We start from the raw sequence: 17414 nt of genomic DNA, 5'->3' as shown, positions 1-17414 counted from the left end.
CGCCGCCGAATGGAGATGGCGGGCCTCGCCGACACGGCCCGTTCGGAGAGGATCCCGCCGCGCCCCGCGGACACGGCACGGCTGCCGCTGTCGTACGCCCAGTCCCGGATGTGGCTGCTTCAGCAGCTCGACCCGGCAAGCCCCGCCTACAACGTCTGCCTCGCCATCCGGCTGCGCGGCCCACTCGACCCGGCCGCGCTGCGCACCGCCCTTCAGGGCCTGATCGACCGGCACGAGATTCTGCGCACCCGCTATCCGGTGACCGAGGACGGCACCCCGGAGCAGATCGTCGACGCCGCGGCGCGGGTCGAGTTCGCCACCGCCGATCTGCGCGGCCTGACGGAGGGCGAGCGGGACAGCCGTGCGGCGGACCTCGCCCGCACCGCCTCGGCGACTCCGTTCGACCTGGCCGCCGACCACCCCCTGAGCACCCTGCTGATCCGGCGCGCCGAGCAGGACCACACCCTGGTGCTGACCGTTCATCACATCGCCTGGGACGGAGGGACGTTCAACGCCCTGTCCCGCGACCTGACCGCCCTCTACCGGGCGGCGGCCACCAAAGAGCCCTCCGAACTCGGACAACTCCCCCTCCAGTACGCCGACTTCGCGCGCTGGCAGCGCACCGCCTGGACCGAGGAACGGTTGGCCGAGCACCTCGACCACTGGCGCTCCGCCCTCGTCCCGCCGCCTCGCCCCCTCGCCCTGCCCACGGACGCGCCCCGCACCGCCCGTCCCGCCGCGGACGGCGACCGCCGCTTCCACACCTTCGCCCCCGACGTCACCGACCGGCTCACCGTTTTCGCGCGCGGTGCGCGCGTCACCCCCTTCATGGTGCTGTTCGCGGGGCTGGCGGCCCTGCTGCACCGCACCACCGGCGCCACCGACGTCCCCATCGGCTCGGCCGTCATGAACCGCGATCTGCCCGGCCTCGAAAACCTGATCGGCAACTTCGGCAACACCCTCGCCCTGCGCGCCGACCTCGCAGGCGACCCCGGGTTCGGTGAACTCGTCGAGCGGGTGCGGCAGTTGTGCACGGACGGCTACGCCCACCAGGACATGCCCTTCGACCAACTGGTGGAGCGGCTCAAGCCTGACCGGCAGCCGGGGCGCTCCGTCTACTTCGACGTCATGCTCCTCTTCCTCACCCAGGGACTCCAAGGGCCGCAGTTCCCCGGGGTGAGCGCCGAATGGGAGACCGTCCACAACGACACCACCCAGTTCGACCTGTCCCTGGAGGCGTTCCTCACCGACGGCCGGCTGCGCATCGAGGCCACCTACCGCAGCGGCCTGTTCACCCCGGACACAGTCGACCGCCTGCTCCGGCAGCTTGAGACGCTCCTCGCCGCCGCCCTCGGCGACCTCGAACTCGCCGTGTCACGACTTCCGTTGTTGACGGATGCCGAGGAACTGCTGGTCCTCCAGGAGTGGAACGCCACCGGCCGCCCCGTCCCGGTCACCCATCTCGCCGACCTCCTCGCCCGGCAGGCCGCACGCACCCCCGACGCACCAGCCCTCCTTGCCGACGACGGCACGCCCGCCCTCGACTACGCCGGCCTGCACTCCCGCGCCAACCGGCTCGCCCGGCTGCTGATCGCCCGCGGCGTGGGCCCCGAGCACCTGGTGGGCGTCGCGCTGGACCGCGGCACCGACCTCGTCGTGGCGCTGCTCGCCGTGCTCAAAGCGGGTGCCGCCTACGTCCCGCTGGACACCGGATACCCCGCCGAACGGCTGGCGTTCATGGTCGAGGACGCCGCGCCCACCGTCGTACTGACCTGCGCACAGGCTGCCGGGGCCCTGCCCGACGGGACACCCTTGCTGCTGCTCGACGCCCTGCCGAGCGCCGGTCTCGACGACGCCGAACTCACCGACGCCGACCGGCTCCAGCCCCTGCGCCCCGAACACCCGGCCTACGTCATCCACACCTCCGGCTCAACCGGCCGCCCCAAGGGCGTGGTCGTCCCGCACTCCGCGATCGTCAACCGGCTGCTGTGGATGCAGGAGACGTACGGACTCGCCTCCGGGGACCGGGTGCTCCAGAAGACGCCGGCGAGCTTCGACGTGTCCGTCTGGGAGTTCTTCTGGCCGCTGATCACGGGGTCCGTGCTGGTCCTCGCCCGGCCCGGAGGTCACCGCGACGCCGGCTATCTCGCCGGGCTGATCCGCGAACGGCGGGTCACGACCGCGCACTTCGTCCCCTCGATGCTGCGCGTCTTCCTGGACGACCCCGCAGCCGAGCAGGTGCGCGGCGTCCTGCGCCGACTGGTGTGCAGCGGAGAGGCGCTGCCCGGCGAACTCGCCGAGCGCTGCGCCGAGTCGCTCCCCGGCACGGAACTGCACAACCTGTACGGCCCCACCGAGGCCGCCGTGGACGTCACCGCCTGGCCGTGCGCCGACGGGACGCGCTCCGGCGCCGGCTCCGTGCCGATCGGGCGGCCGGTGTGGAACACCCGCACGCTCGTCCTCGACGCGACCCTGCGTCCGGTGCCGCCCGGCGTCCCGGGCGAGCTCTATCTGGGCGGTACCCAGCTCGCCCGGGGCTACCTCCGGCGCCCCGGCCTGACCGCCGGCCGTTTCGTCGCCGACCCCTACGGCCCGCCCGGCGCCCGCCTCTACCGCACCGGAGACCTGGTGCGCTGGAGCGCACAGGGGGCGCTGGAGTTCCTCGGCCGGTCCGACGACCAGGTGAAGATCCGCGGCTTCCGTGTCGAACCGGGCGAGACCGAGGCCGCCGTGGCAGCACTGCCGGGCGTCTCCCAGGCCGCGGTGACCGTACGTCAGGACCTGGCGGACGACGCGAGGTTGGTCGCGTACGCCGTGCCCCGGCCCGGGGTCTCGCTGGAGCCGCTGCGGGTCAGACAGGACCTCAGGGCGACGCTGCCGGAGCATCTGCTCCCCGCCGCCGTGGTGATCCTTGACGACCTGCCGCTGACCCCCAGCGGCAAACTCGACCGAGCGGCCCTGCCCGCACCCGACCTGTCCGGCCTCACCACCGCCACCGCGCCCCGCACACAGGCGGAGGCGAGCCTGTGCGTCCTGGTCGCCGAACTGCTCGCACTGCCCTCCGTCGGTATCCACGACGAGTTCTTCGCCCTCGGCGGCCACTCCGTCATGGCCACCCGCCTGGTCGCCCGCATCCGGGCCGAGCTGGGCGCGGTCGTCCCGTTGCGGGCCGTCTTCGACACGCCGACCGTGGCCGGGCTCGCCCCGCTCCTGTCCGCCCCGGCCGCCGAGCGACGCCCCCCGCTGCTGCCGGGCCGGCGTCCCGACCCGCTGCCGCTGTCCTCCGCGCAGGCCAGGCTCTGGTTCCTGTACCGACTGGAGGGGCCGAGCCCGACGTACAACATCCACACCGCCGTACGTCTCACCGGACGACTCGACGCCGAAGCACTGCGGAGTGCGCTTGATGACGTCGTGGGACGGCACGAGGCGTTGCGCACGGTCTTCCCGGACGACGACGGCACGCCCTGCCAGCGGATCCTTCCCGAGGCGGCCGTGCCCTTCGCGGTCGTGCCGACCCGCGCCGATGACCTCCACGGACACCTGCGCGAGGCCGCCGCCTACGCCTTCGCGCTGGACACCGAGATCCCCGTACGGGCCACGCTCTACGCCCTCGGCCCCGACGAGCACGTCCTGCTCCTCCTCGTCCATCACATCGCGACCGACGGCTGGTCGGCGGAGCCGCTGCTGCGGGACCTGGAGACGGCCTACGCGGCGCGGCGCCGCGGCATCGGCCCCGCATGGCCGCCGCTGGCGGTGCAGTACGCCGACCACACGCTGTGGCAGCGGCAGTTGCTCGACGACGGGGGCGTGGCGGACCGCGAACTCGACTACTGGTCACGGCAGTTGGAGGGAGTGCCGGAGGAACTCCAGCTACCCGTCGACCGGCCGCGCCCGGCCGTCGCCGGATACCGTGCCGGTGCTGTGGACTTCGCCCTCGACGCCGAGGTGCACGAAGCGCTGCGGGAACTGGCGGCGGAGGCCGGCGGCACCGTCTTCATGGCGCTCCAGGCCGCCCTTGCCGTCCTGCTCGGCCGCATGGGCGCCGGGGACGACATCCCGATCGGCACTCCGGTCGCCGGCCGGGGCGACGCGGCCCTCGACGATCTCGTGGGCCTCTTCGTCAACACCCTCGTGCTGCGCACCGACATCTCCGGCGCCCCGACGTTCCGCACACTGCTCGCCCGGGTGCGGGAGCGGGACGTGGACGCCTACGCCCACCAGGAACTGCCCTTCGAGCGGCTGGTGGACGTGCTCGCCCCGGCCCGGTCGATGGGCCGCCATCCACTGTTCCAGGTGATGCTCGCCCACCAGCAGGCCCCGGACGGCCCACGCGACTTCGCGGGGCTCACGCTGGACGAACTGCGCGTCGACTTCTACACGGCCAAGACCGACCTCGCCTTCCACGTCTTCGAACGGCCGGACGGCGGCGGCATCACCGGCTCACTCGTCCACAGCCGCGACCTGTACGACCACGACACCGCCCAGGACATGGTGGAGCGGTTCGTGCGGCTGGTGGGCGAGCTGGCCCGGCGCCCCGACCGGCCGGTCGCCCTCGCCGACGTCCTCACCCCGCGTGAGCGCGCGCTGATGCTGGGGGAGTGGAACGACACCGCCCACCCCATGCCCGCGACCACCCTGACCGCCCTGGTCGAGGAACAGGCGGCGAGGACCCCCCGGCTCACCGCCGTGGAGTACGGCGTCGAGGGCGGCACGCGTCTGACGTACGGCGAGCTCAACGCCCGCGCCAACGCCCTGGCCCGGCAGCTCATCTCACTCGGCGTCGGGCCCGAGCGGTGCGTCGGCATCCATCTGGAACGCTCGGTGGAGATGGTCGTGGGACTGCTCGCCGTGCTGAAGGCGGGCGGGGCGTTCGTGCCGCTGGAGCCGTCCTGGCCGGCGCGCCGGATCGCCGAGGTGTGCCGCAGCGCGGCGCTGACCGCGGTGCTGGGCAAGCCGGGGCACCCAGGGGTTCTCGGGGACGACGCGCCACCGTTCGTCGAGGTGCGCCTGGACGGCCCCCACCAGCCGGACAACCCGGCCGTCCCCGTCGATCCGGAGGGCCTCGCCTACGTCATCCACACCTCCGGCTCCACCGGCGTCCCCAAGGGCGCCATGATCCGCCACCGCGCCATCGCGCACCGACTGCTGTGGCAGCGCGGCCTGCTCGGCTTCGGCACCGACGACGCGGCCCTGTTCAAGGCGCCGCTCGGCTTCGACATCTCCATCAACGAGATCTTCCTGCCGCTGGTGAACGGCGGACGCGTGGTGATCGCCGAACCCGGCGGCGAACGCGACGTCGACTACCTCCTCGACACCGTCGAACGCCACCGGGTCACCTTCACCTACCTCGTCTCCTCCATGCTCGACCTGCTCCTGGAACTGGACGGCTTCGCCCGGCGGGCCGGCTCGCTCCGACACGTGTGGTGCGGCGGCGAGGTCCTCACCCCGGAGCTGTTCGCCCGCTTCCGCACCGCGAGCCCCGCGGTGATGTACCACGGGTACGGACCGGCCGAGGCCACCATCGGCGTCAGCCACGTCGTCTACCGCACCGGCGCCATCCGCAGTGCCGTCTCCATCGGGCGGCCCAACGGAAACACCCGGCTGTACGCCCTGGACGACCGGCTCCAGTTGGTGCCGGTCGGCGTGCCGGGCGAGCTGTACGCCGGCGGCGTCTACCTCGGCCGCGGCTATGTCAACGACCCCCGCCGCACCGCCGACCACTGGGTGGCCGACCCGTTCGGCCCGCCCGGCGAGCGGCTCTACCGCACCGGTGACCTGGTGCGGTGGCAGCGCGACGGCACCCTGGAGTTCCTCGGCCGCGCCGACCACCAGGTGAAGATCCGCGGCATGCGGGTCGAGCTGGAGGAGATCGAGGCGATCCTCGAACAGCACCCGGGCGTCCGGCGCGGCGTGGTGGTGCTCCGGGAGGACGCCCCGGGCGTCAAGCAGCTCGCCGGGTACTACCTGGGTGCCGACGACCTCGGCGACCTGCACGACCAACTGCGGGAGCGGCTGCCCGAGCACATGGTGCCGCGCACCCTCACCGCCCTCGACGCCTTCCCGCTGCTGCCCTCCGGCAAGGTCGACCGCGGCTCCCTGCCCGCACCCGTGACCACCGCGTCCGGTACACCGGCCCGGGAGCCCGCGGACGAACGCGAGCGCCGGCTCTGCGAGTTGTTCGCCACCGTCCTCGGGCTGAGCCAGGTCCGCGTCGACGACAGCTTCTTCGAGCTCGGCGGCGACAGCATCGTGTCCATCCGCCTGGTGACCCTGGCCCGCAAGGCCGGTATCGCGCTCAGTCCCCGGCACGTCTTCCAGACCCCGACACCGGCCGGGCTGGCCGCCTCCGTCGAGCCGACCGGCACCGCTGTCGTAGACGACCCGGTCGGCGAGGCGGAACCGACCCCGATCATGCACTGGACGGCGGGCCCCGACGGCTCCCACGACGGTCTCGCCCAGGCGGTCCTGCTCGTGACCCCGCCGGAGCTCACGTACGACACCGCCGTCGACGTGCTCCAAGCGGTGCTGGACCGTCACGAGATGCTCCGCGCCCGGTTCACGGACAAGCTGGTGGTGCCCGCCGAAGCCGCGGTGCGGGCGGGCGACCTGCTGACCCGGGTACGCGACGCGGCACTTGACGCCGAACTGGCCGCCGCCGTCGCCCGGCTCGACCCGGCGGCCGGGCGCATGCTCCAGGCCGTGTGGTTCACCGACTCGGGCCGGCTGCTCCTGGTGGCCCACCATCTGGTCGTGGACGGTGTGTCCTGGCGGATCCTCACCTCCGCCTTGGCGGAGGCGTGGCAGTCCGGCGGAGCCCTCCCGCGCGCAGGCACTTCCTTCCGCACCTGGAGCGGCCTCCTGCACGAGGAGGCGCACAAGCCGGAGCGGGTACGCGAACTGGCCTGGTGGACGGAGACGTTGAACAACGCACGGCCCCTGCTCGACCGTGCCTTCGACGCCGACGCGACCGTGCGGGAGCACAAGCTGGTGCTCCCGACCGAGGTCACCGGCCCCCTCCTGACCGACGTACCCGCCGCCTATCACGCCGCCGTCCCCGACGTCCTGCTCACCGCCCTCGCGCTCGCCGCCGCGGCCTGGCGGGAGGGGCGGGGCGACCTGGCCGGGCGTTCGCTGCTGGTCGGCCTGGAGGGGCACGGACGCGAGGAGCACATCGCCGAAGGCGTCGACCTTTCGGTAACGGTCGGCTGGTTCACCACCTTCCACCCGGTCACCGTCGACCCCGGCCCGCTGGACGTGGACGAGGCGCTGTCCGGCGGGCCCGCCGCGGGCACGGCACTCAAGCGGATCAAGGAGCAGGTGCGCGCCGTACCGGACCACGGACTCGGATACGGCCTCCTGCGCCACCTCAACCCCGACACCGCGCCCGCTCTGGAGAAACTCCCGCCGCCGCAGATCCTCTTCAACTACCTGGGCCGCTTCACCGCGTCCGGCTCCGGCGACCAACCCTGGGAGCTGGCCCCCGAAGCGCCCATGCTGAGCGTGCCGCCGCCGGACGGCGCACGCCCCGCCGCCGTCGGCCTGGAGATCAACGCCGTCGCCGTCGAGGAGACGGGCGGCGCACGGCTGCACGTCTCCGCCTCCTGGCCGGACACGTTCCTGACCGAGTCCGAGGCGCGAGAGCTGCTCGGCCTGTGGGAGCGCGCCCTGCACGCCCTCGCCCTGCACGCGGCCGGCTCCCCGGCCGGCGGCCTCACCCCGGCGGACCTCCCCCTGGTCGAACTCACCCAGGAGGACATCGACGACTTCGAGGACGACCTCTGAGCCCACGGACCGACCACTGAGCCACCACGGACGACTTCGGAGGAACCGGTGACGCAGCACCACCCGACCGCGGACGAGCTGCTCCGTTCGGTCACCGACACACTCGGCCCTCAGGCACCGCCGAGCGAGGACGACAGCCTGATCGCCTGGGGTCTGGACTCCATCACCCTGATGAGGATCGCGGGTGGCTGGCGCAAGCGGGGCATCCGGATCAGCTTCGCCGAGCTCGCCAAGGAACCCACCCTGCGTGCCTGGCGGACCCTGCTGGAAGCCCACGCCCCGGCGGCCCGGCCCACGAGCGACACCCCGGGCCCGCCACCCGCCCGGCCCGAACCCCGCGAACCCTTCCCGCTGGCCGTGATGCAGCACGCGTACTGGATCGGCCGCGGCGACGAGACCACGCTCGGCTCCGTCGCCGCCCACCTCTACGTCGAGTTCGACGGCACCGGCGTCGACCCCGACCGGCTCGATCAGGCCGTACGCGCCCTCGCGGCCCGCCACGGCATGCTGCGTGCCCGCTTCACCGACGACGGCCGCCAGCAGATCCTGCCCGACCTCACCGGACCCGCGACGACCGTCCACGACCTGCGGGCACGGGACGCCCGGACGGTGGCGGCCCGACTGGAGGAGGTCCGGCACGCCTCCTCGCACGCGCGCCTGGACATCGCCGCCGGTCAGGTCTTCTCCGTGCAGCTCTCCCTGCTGCCGGACGGCGCCGGCCGGTTGCACGTCGACGTCGACATGCTCGCCGCCGATGCCCTCAGCTACCGGGTGCTCCTGTCCGACCTCGCCAAGCTCTACCAGGACCCCGCCACCGCCCTCCCCCCGATCCGCACCAGCTACCCCGAGTACCTCGCGGAACGCGCCGACGTACGGCGGCTGAGCCGGGAGCAGGCACGCGAGTGGTGGCAGCGGCGCGTCCCCGGACTGCCCAGCGCCCCCGAACTCCCGCTCGTGCCGGAGGCGGAGCGCACGGATCCGACCCGGGTGACGCGTCGGCACCACTGGCTGCCGCCGGAGGAGAAGCGGCGTCTGACCGCCCGCGCCCACCGGCACGGGCTGACCCCGGCGATGGCGGTGGCGACCGCCTTCTCGGAGGTGCTGGCCGCCTGGAGCGGACAGCCGCGGTTCCTGCTCAACGTGCCGATGTTCGACCGCAGGGGCTCCCACCCCGATGTCGACCTGCTCGTCGGCGACTTCACCAGTTCGGTGCTGCTCGACGTCGACCTGGCCGCATCGGGCTCGTTCACCGAGCACGCGCGGCGCCTTCAGGACCGGATGCACACCGACGCCGCGCACTGCGACTACTCCGGTGTGGAGGTGCTGCGCGACCTGTCCCGGCAGCGCGGCGAACAGGTCCTGGCGCCCGTGGTGTTCACCAGCGCCCTCAACCTCGGGGAGCTCTTCGACGCGGGCGTGCGGCAGTCCTTCGGCAAGCCCGTGTGGATCGTCTCCCAGGGGCCGCAGGTGCTGCTCGACGCGCAGGTCACCGAGGTCGACGGCGGTCTGCTGGTCAACTGGGACGTACGGGAGGACGCCTTCCCGGCCGGTCTGGTCGACGCGATGTTCGCCGCCTTCCACGGCCTGGTCACCCGGCTCGGCACCGACCGCACCGTCTGGGAGCAGCCGGTGCCCGCCCTGCTGCCGCCCGAGCAGACGGCACTGCGGGCCAAGGTCAACGCCACCGAGGGCCCGCGCAGCCATCGGCTGCTCCATCAGGGCTTCTTCGAGCGCGCCGCGGCGACGCCGGACGCCCCGGCCCTGCTGTGGGGCACCGAAGGCACCCTGTCCTACGGCGAGTTGGCGGACCGTGCGCTGCGGACGGCTGCGGCGCTGGTGGCTCGGGGCGTGTGCCCTGGCGACACGGTCGCGGTCAGCCTGCCCAAGGGCACCGACCAGATCACCGCCGTCCTGGGCGTGCTGGCCGCGGGCGCCGCCTACGTACCGATCGGCGTCGAGCAGCCGGCCGCCCGCCGCGACCGGATCCGCGCCACCGCGGGATTCCGCGTCGCGCTGACCGACGGACGCCCGGTCGAGGGCCTCGACGCGCTGCCGGTCGCCGAAGCGGTGCTCACCGCCCCGCTCCCGGAGCCGGTCGCGGTGGACGAGGAGCAGCCCGCCTATGTGCTGTTCACCTCGGGATCCACCGGTGAGCCCAAGGGCGTCGAAGTGCCGCACCGGGCGGCCATGAACACCATCGACGACCTCAACGACCGCTTCGGCGTGGGCCCTTCGGACCGCTGCCTCGCCCTGTCCGCCCTCGACTTCGACCTGTCCGTCTACGACGTCTTCGCACTGCTGGGCGCGGGCGGCGCGGTCGTGCTCGTGGACGACGGCGACCGGCGCGAGGCGAGCGAGTGGGCCCACCTCGTGCGCACCCACCGCGTGACGGTCCTCAACTGCGTCCCGCCGCTCCTGGACATGCTGCTGCTCGCCACCGAATCCGGCGAACTCGCCGGAATGCGGGCCGTGTTGCTCGGCGGCGACTGGGTGGGCACCGACCTGCCGGGGCGGCTCGCCGAGCGGGCGCCCGGCTGCCGGTTCGCCGGTCTGGGCGGGACGACCGAGACCGCCATCCACTCCACCGTCCGTGAGGTGACGGAGCCTGAAGTCCCGGCGCACTGGCGGTCGGTGCCGTACGGCACCCCGCTGCGCAACGTCCGCTGCCGGGTCGTCGACGCCCATGGACGGGACTGTCCGGACTGGGTGCCGGGCGAACTGTGGATCGGCGGGGACGGGGTGGCGCTCGGCTACCGCGCCGATCCCTCCCGTACGGCCGAGAAGTTCACCGAGGCGGACGGGCTGCGCTGGTACCGCACCGGTGACCTGGCACGGTACTGGCCCGACGGCACCCTGGAGTTCCTCGGGCGCCGGGACCACCAGGTCAAGGTGCGCGGCTTCCGGATCGAGCTGGGCGAGGTGGAGGCGGCGCTCGCCGGACACCCCGCCGTACGGCGTGCCGTGGCCGGGCTGACCCGGGGACAGGGCGTCCAGCTCGCGGCCGCGGTGGCCGCCGACGCCGGGACGAGCGAGGACGACCTGCGGGAGTGGGCGCGCTGTGTGCTGCCGCCGCACATGGTCCCGGCCCGGATCGCCGTGGCCGCGGAACTGCCGCTCACCTCGAACGGAAAGCTGGACCGGCGCGCCGTACAGGAGCTGTGGCGGGCGGAGGAGGTGCAGCGGCACCGGGCGCCCGGCACCGCCCTGGAAACGGTCGTGGCCCGCGTCTGGCAGGACGTCCTGGGCGTCGAACGCGTCGGTCTCGACGACGGCTTCTTCGCCCTCGGCGGCGACTCGGTCCTCGCCACGGTCATCGTCGGCCGGCTGCGCGAGACGCTGGACACCTCGGAAGTGACCGTACGCTCCCTCTTCGCCACCCTCACGGCCGGCGGAATGGCCAAGCGGCTCGTGGCGGAGGAGCGGACGCCCGGCCGGCTCGACCGGGTCGCCGCGATCCATCTGGAGATCGAGGGCATGTCGGCGGACGAGGTCGAGTCCGCACTGCGCGACTCATGACAGAGGAAGGGGGAGGCGCCTGACGGGCGCCTCCCCCTCCTCCGATTCCCCCTCGGGCCGGTCAGTCGAGCTTCTCGAAGCCGGGCTCCAGGTTGTTCAGCGCCCACGGGATGCCCAGCGCGGACGGGCTGCGGAGCTGGCTGATGGTCGCGACGTCCGTCACGACGTAACGGCCGTCCTTCACCGCGGACATGTTCTTCACCAGGTCACTGGACTCGAAGGCCTTCTTCAGGTCCGGCGTGGTGAACGCGATGATCGCGAGATCGGCGTCGAGCTTGTCGAGCTGCTCGAAGGACAGCTCACCGGTCGGGCTGCCGTTGACCGTCTTGATGTTCTTCACCGACGGCGTCAGGCTCATCCCGACCTGGCTCATCAGCTTGGCGGCGAAGTCCTCCTCGGAGGCGATGGTGAAGATCTTCGCCGGGGTGTTGCCGATGGACAGGCTGTACGTCCTGCCGTCGAGCTTGGGGTGCTTCGCCTTCACCGCGGCGATGCCGTCCTCCGTCTCCTTGACGACCTTCTCGCCCTGGTCCTCCTTGCCGACGGCCTGCGCGACCACCTGCACGTGCTCCTGCCAGGTCTGCTGCCCCCACGCCGTCTCATAGCCGATGGTCGGCGCCACCGCGGCGAGCTTCTTGTAGTCCTTGTCGAGGGTGAAGTCGGAGGTGGCGAGGATCAGATCGGGCTGGAGGGAGGCGACCCTCTCGTAGTCGACGGCCGTCAGCGTGTCGAGGAGTTCCGTCTTCTTGGTGTCGATCTTGTCCTTCAGCCACGGGTAGACGCCGTCGGAGCTGAGGGAGTCCTTCGAGATGGCGACCGGGGTGACGCCGAGCGCGTAGAGCGCGTCGATGTCGTCCGTGCCGCCGTTGCCGATCACCACGATCCGTTCCGGCGCCTTGGTGATCTTCGTGGTGCCGAACTTGTGCTTGATCGACACCGGGAAGGCGGACGAGGCGCCCGCCTTCGCGTCGCCGGAGGCGTCGGAGGAGGAGTTGGAGTCGTCCTCGACGGAGCCGCAGGCCGCCAGGGCGGCCGCGAGGGTGACGGTGAGAAGGGTGCTGAGAAGCTTTCTCGACATGCGCGTCAGTAAAGCAAGGTTAGCCTTGCCTTAGCAACGCGTTTCGGACAACTTCTTTGTTTTTGGCGGTAGTTGGCGTTGCCCGATCACGGGTGAGCGTTGAGATAGCCCCCCATGGTGCGGAAGTAGTCGGTGGCGGCGTACTCCGTGCCGTCGTCGGTGCGCAGTCGCCGGATGACCAGCCCCGGGTGCCGGCCGGTGTGGGCGTCCGCGCCCGCCACGATGACGATGCCGTCGCCCTCGCGGATGAAGATGCGGCCCGGAGTGCCGCCGTAGCGGCCCTCGGAGACACCTGCCGAGAGGATCCGGATCCGCTGTCCGCAATGGAACGTATACGCGTTCGGGTACGGGTCCGACTGCGCCCGTACGAGCCGCTCCAGACGCTCCGCCGGCCAGCTCCAGTCGATGCGGCTGTCCTCGAGGGAGCGCTTGTGGAAGAAGCTCGCGCGGCCGCGGTCCTGCGGCTGCCAGTGGGTGGCGTCCTTGCCGGACGCGATGAGGTCGAGGGACTCGCGCACGATGGGCGCGATGAGGTCGACGGTGCGGTGGAACAGGTCCGTCGCGGTGTCGGCCGGTCCGACCGCCACCGAGCGCTGCACCAGGATGTCCCCGGCGTCCAGCTCGGCGTTCATGCGGTGCGCGGTGACCCCGACGCGCTCCTCGCCGTTGATGAGCGCCCAGATGATGGGGGAGAAGCCGGCGTAGGACGGCAGCAGTGAGTCGTGCACGTTGAGCGTGCCGTGCGGCGGCAGGTCGAAGATCTCCGGCGGCAGCCAGGTGCGCCAGTTGTTGGCGACCAGGATGTCGGGCCGGGCATTCCGTACGGCGGCGAGGAGTTCGGGGTCGTCGGGGCGGTTGCGCAGGAGGACGGGGACGTCGTTCTTCTCGGCCAGTTCGGCGACGGAGTCGTCCCAGATCTTCTCGTAGGCGTGGTCGCTCTTGGGGTGGGTGACCACGAGGGTGACCTTGTGATCGCAGTCCAGGAGGGCTTGCAGTGTGCGGTGACCCCAGGTCTGGTAGCCGAACATGGCGACGCGCATGCGGTTCTCCCCTTCGGCGGGCTCCATTGCAAGGTAAGGCTAACCTTATCTAACATGTGGCTGCCTGAGGGAGGCGATGCCACGGTGAAGTCACCGCTCACGGGATCGGACACCACCCACGACGTCCTCGGAATCGGTTTCGGGCCGTCAAATCTCGCACTGGCCATAGCGATTGACGAACACAACGCAGGCGTTCCGGCCGACCGCCGGATCAACGCCCTCTTCCTGGAACGCCAGCCCGGTTTCGGCTGGCATCGGGGCATGCTCATCGACGACGCCACGATGCAGGTGTCGTTCCTCAAGGACCTTGTCACGCTGCGCGATCCGGCCAGCGACTTCAGCTTCCTGTGCTTCCTGCGCGAGCGCGGCCGGCTGATCGACTTCCTGAACCAGAAGACCCTCTTCCCGCTCCGCGTCGAGTTCCACGAGTACTTCGAGTGGGCGGCCGAGCGGGTACGCCACCTCGTGGCGTACGGCCATGTGGTGACCGCCATCGACCCCGTGCGCGACGACACGGGCACGGTGACGCACTTCGATGTCGTCTGCCGTGACCCCGAACGCCCCGGCAGGACCGTCACCCGCCGGGCGCGCGACATCAGCGTGGCCGTCGGCCTGGAACCCCATGTGCCGCCCGGCGTCGAACTCTCCGAACGCGTCTGGCACAACAGCCAGTTACTGCCCCGCGTCACCGAACTCGCCGCGAGCGGCCGGCCGGTGCGCCGCGCGGTGGTTCTGGGCGCCGGACAGAGCGCCGCCGAGACCGTCGACTATCTGCACCGCTCCTTCCCCGAGGCCGAGGTCTGCGCGGTGTTCGCCAAGTACGGCTACACGCCCGCCGACGACAGCCCGTTCGCCAACCGCATCTTCGACCCGGAGGCGGTGGACGTGTACTTCGGCGCGCCCTCCGAGGTGAAACAGTCCCTCTTCGACTACCACCGCTCCACCAACTACTCCGTCGTCGACATGGAGTTGATCGAGTCCCTGTACGCCACCGCGTACCAGGAGAAGGTCGCAGGACGGGAGCGGCTGCGGTTCCTCAACGTCTCCCGCATCCGCGACGTGCGCCGCCGCGGCGACGGTGCGCTGGACGTCTCCGTGGAGTTCCTGCCGACCGGGGAGGAGCAGACCCTGCGGGCCGATGTTCTGGTGCACGCCACCGGCTACCGGCCCCGCGACCTCACCGCCCTGCTCGGCGAGGCGGCGAAGGTCTGTCTGCGCGACGACGGCGACGCCATCCGTGTCTCGCGCGATCACCGTGTGGAGACGGCCGCGGACGTCACCGCGGGGATCTATCTCCAGGGTGGAACCGAGCACACCCACGGGCTCACCTCGACCCTGCTGTCGACCACCGCGATCCGCGCGGGGGAGATCCACCGCTCCCTGCTGGGCCGCCGCACGGCATCCGTCTGAGCCGGTCAGACCGCTTCCGCCGCGGGCACGGCGGGGCCGAAGACCGCCACCACCCGGTCCGTGGACGTCACCGCCCCGCACGTGTCCGCCACCCATTCCAGCGCGAACCCATGGCTCCCGGCCGAGGCGTCGGCGATGGCGTCCGCGACGACGAACGGCTCCAGGTCCTGCACCCAGGCGTCGGCCGCGGTCATCAGGATTCCGACCCGGGCGAACAGCCCCGCGATCACGATCTGGTCCCGCCGCAGATCGCGCAACCGGCCCTCCAGCCGCGTCCGGGCGAACGCACTGTGCTTGCGCGCGGTCAGCACCGCGTCCCCGGTGCGCGGTTCGACCTGCTCGGCGAACGCCTCGCCGTCCCGGTCGGCCGGTGCGCCGGGCCGCCGTACGTACGTGGCGGGGCCGCGCTCCCCGGCCGGCACCGAGTGGATGACGGGCACGCCCGCTGCATGGGCCGCGTCCACCAACCGGGCGGTGTTGGCGAGGAGTTCGGGGACCGGGGCGCCCTCCTCCGCCAGGACGCGCACGAAGCGCCTTTGTAAGTTCAGGACCACGAGCGCCGCGCGGCCCGGATCGAGGATCCACCCCGTGGTGTCGTCGGGCAGCATCGCGGCGGTCGGCATGACGTACGGGAAGATCGAGCCAGGCGTCATCTCGGGTTGCCCTCCGGGCGAGTTGGGGAACCCTATTTAGGTTAGCCTCGCCTAAGTTCGATGTCTTGTCGATGACCGGCGCGAACCGGCCTCATCCGAGCGCGCGGTCCAGGTTGAACGCGGCGCTGATCAGGGACAGATGCGTGAACGCCTGCGGGAAGTTGCCCTGCTGCTCGCCGGTGTGGCTGATCTCCTCGGCGTACAGACCCAGATGGTTGGCGTACGTCAGCATCTTCTCGAAGGCGAGGCGCGCCTCGTCGACCCGGCCGGCCCGGACCATGGCCTCGACGTACCAGAACGAGCAGATGGAGAACGTACCCTCGTCGCCGCGCAGTCCGTCGGGGCTCGCCTCCGGGTCGTAGCGGTAGACAAGCGAGTCGGACACCAGGTCCTCGGTGAGGGCGTCGAGGGTGGACAGCCACTTCGGGTCGGTCGGCGCGATGAACTTCGCCATCGGCATCATCAGCACGGCCGCGTCCAGTACGTCGCTGTCCTCGCACTGGACGAAGGCCTTGCGGGTCTCGGACCAGCCCCGGCTCATGATCCGCCGGTAGATCCTGTCCCGGCACTCCTGCCAGCGCGGCAGCTCGGCGGGCAGCCCGCGGCGGTTGGCCATGCGGATGCCCCGCTCGATCGCCACCCAGCACATCAGCCGCGAGTACAGGAAGTTCTTGCGGCCGCCGCGGGTCTCCCAGATGCCCTCGTCGGGCTGGTCCCAGTTCTCGCAGACCCAGTCCACCAGCGCGCACACGTTGTCCCACTGGTCGCTGGAGATGGGCTGCGCCCACTTGTCGTAGAGGTAGATCGAGTCGATCAACGCGCCGTAGATGTCGAGCTGGAGCTGGTCGGAGGCGGCGTTGCCGACACGCACCGGAGCCGAGCCGAGATAGCCCTCCAGGTGGTCGAGTTCACGCTCGGACAGATCGGTGCGGCCGTCGATGCCGTACATGATCTGCAAGGGACCCGTGGGCGAGCCGTCGCCCCGGCTGACGTGCTCGGTCAGGAACTTCATGAACGCCTCGGCCTCGGTCGTGAACCCCAGCCGCAGCATCGCGTACACGCAGAACGCGGCGTCGCGCACCCACATGTACCGGTAGTCCCAGTTGCGTTCGCCACCGACCTGCTCGGGCAGGCTCGTCGTCGGCGCCGCCACGATGGCGCCGGTGGGCGCGTAGGTGAGCAGCTTCAGCGTCAGTGCGGAGCGGTGCACCATCTCCCGCCAGCGGCCCCGGTACTTGGAGGCGGACAGCCAGTTCCGCCAGTACGCCACCGTGCTGTTGAACTGCTCCTCGGCCTCGGTCCGCGCGCACCGCTTCAGCGCGAGCGCCCCGCCGATCTGGTCCAGCGCGAGCACCGCCGACTCGCCCTGGGAGAGCTTGAAGTCGGCGTGCACATCCGGCCCGTCGATCTCCAACGGCACGGTGGAGGTCAGCCCGATCGACAGCTCCTGCGACTCGAAGACCGCCACCTCACCCTCCATGCGGACGGTGTGCGACCGGGTGCCGTAGTCGAAGCGGGGCGCGACGCGCGTATGGAACGGGATCGAGCCGCGCACGCACACCACACGCCGGATCAGCCGGTGCCGCTCGACCTCGGCCGCATTGCCGTCGACCGGCATGAAGTCCTGCACCTCGCCGACGCCGTCCTCGGTGAAGAACCTGGTGATCAGGACGTTCGTGTCGGGGAAGTAGAACTGCTTGGTCCGGGCCGGCACGGAGGCCGCCAGCTCGAAGCAGCCGCCCCGCTCGGCGTCCAGGATCGCCGCGAAGACGCTGGGCGCGTCGAAGGACGGGCAGCAGTACCAGTCGATCGTGCCGTCCATGCCCACGAGGGCCACGCTGCGCAGGTCGCCGATCAGGCCGTGATCGGCGATCGGCACGTACCGCGACGCCCCCGGTGTGCCCGTCTCGATCGGAGTAGTGCTCATCGCAGCCT

General features: G+C 71.6%; 7 protein-coding genes. 3 read left to right on the top strand and 4 right to left on the bottom strand.

The features are described from left to right. Positions 1 to 9 precede the first annotated feature (9 nt). Entirely contained in the window at positions 10 to 7782 is a 7773-nt protein-coding gene (locus ACZ69Q_RS12355) for an amino acid adenylation domain-containing protein (RefSeq protein WP_471041528.1), read from the top strand. A 48-nt stretch (positions 7783 to 7830) separates the two neighbouring features. Further along, a complete protein-coding gene (locus ACZ69Q_RS12350) occupies positions 7831 to 11298 on the top strand; it encodes a non-ribosomal peptide synthetase (protein WP_471040639.1) in 3468 nt (1155 codons plus the stop codon). 61 nt (positions 11299 to 11359) lie between these two features. Here ACZ69Q_RS12350 and ACZ69Q_RS12345 read toward each other — a convergent pair whose 3' ends face one another. Together ACZ69Q_RS12345 and ACZ69Q_RS12340 are read right to left on the bottom strand one after the other, a co-directional pair. Continuing rightward, the gene (locus ACZ69Q_RS12345; RefSeq protein WP_471040637.1) at positions 11360 to 12376 is read right to left on the bottom strand and encodes an iron-siderophore ABC transporter substrate-binding protein; all 1017 of its coding nucleotides are present in this window, start codon (positions 12374 to 12376) and stop codon (positions 11360 to 11362) included. A gap of 86 nt (positions 12377 to 12462) precedes the next feature. Beyond that, complete coding sequence (locus tag ACZ69Q_RS12340) at positions 12463 to 13416, bottom strand: methionyl-tRNA formyltransferase (RefSeq protein ID WP_471040635.1); 954 nt, start codon at positions 13414 to 13416, stop codon at positions 12463 to 12465. Positions 13417 to 13500: 84 nt separating this feature from the next. Between ACZ69Q_RS12340 and ACZ69Q_RS12335 the strand changes: the two genes are divergently transcribed. Further along, positions 13501 to 14826: a lysine N(6)-hydroxylase/L-ornithine N(5)-oxygenase family protein gene (locus tag ACZ69Q_RS12335; RefSeq protein ID WP_471040633.1), complete on the top strand. Its 1326-nt coding sequence runs from the start codon at positions 13501 to 13503 to the stop codon at positions 14824 to 14826. Between the two features lie 5 nt (positions 14827 to 14831). Here the strand turns inward: ACZ69Q_RS12335 and ACZ69Q_RS12330 are convergent, their stop codons facing one another. After that, on the bottom strand, positions 14832 to 15479 hold the full coding sequence (locus ACZ69Q_RS12330) for an isochorismatase family protein (RefSeq protein ID WP_471040630.1): 648 nt from the start codon (positions 15477 to 15479) through the stop codon (positions 14832 to 14834). A 91-nt stretch (positions 15480 to 15570) separates the two neighbouring features. Further along, positions 15571 to 17406 (bottom strand): glycoside hydrolase family 15 protein, encoded by a 1836-nt coding sequence (locus ACZ69Q_RS12325; protein ID WP_471040628.1) that lies wholly within the window; start codon positions 17404 to 17406, stop codon positions 15571 to 15573. Positions 17407 to 17414 lie beyond the last annotated feature (8 nt).

The organism is Streptomyces sp. NPDC036764 (genome assembly GCF_055609385.1).
This window is presented reverse-complemented; position numbering and strand designations above follow the sequence as displayed.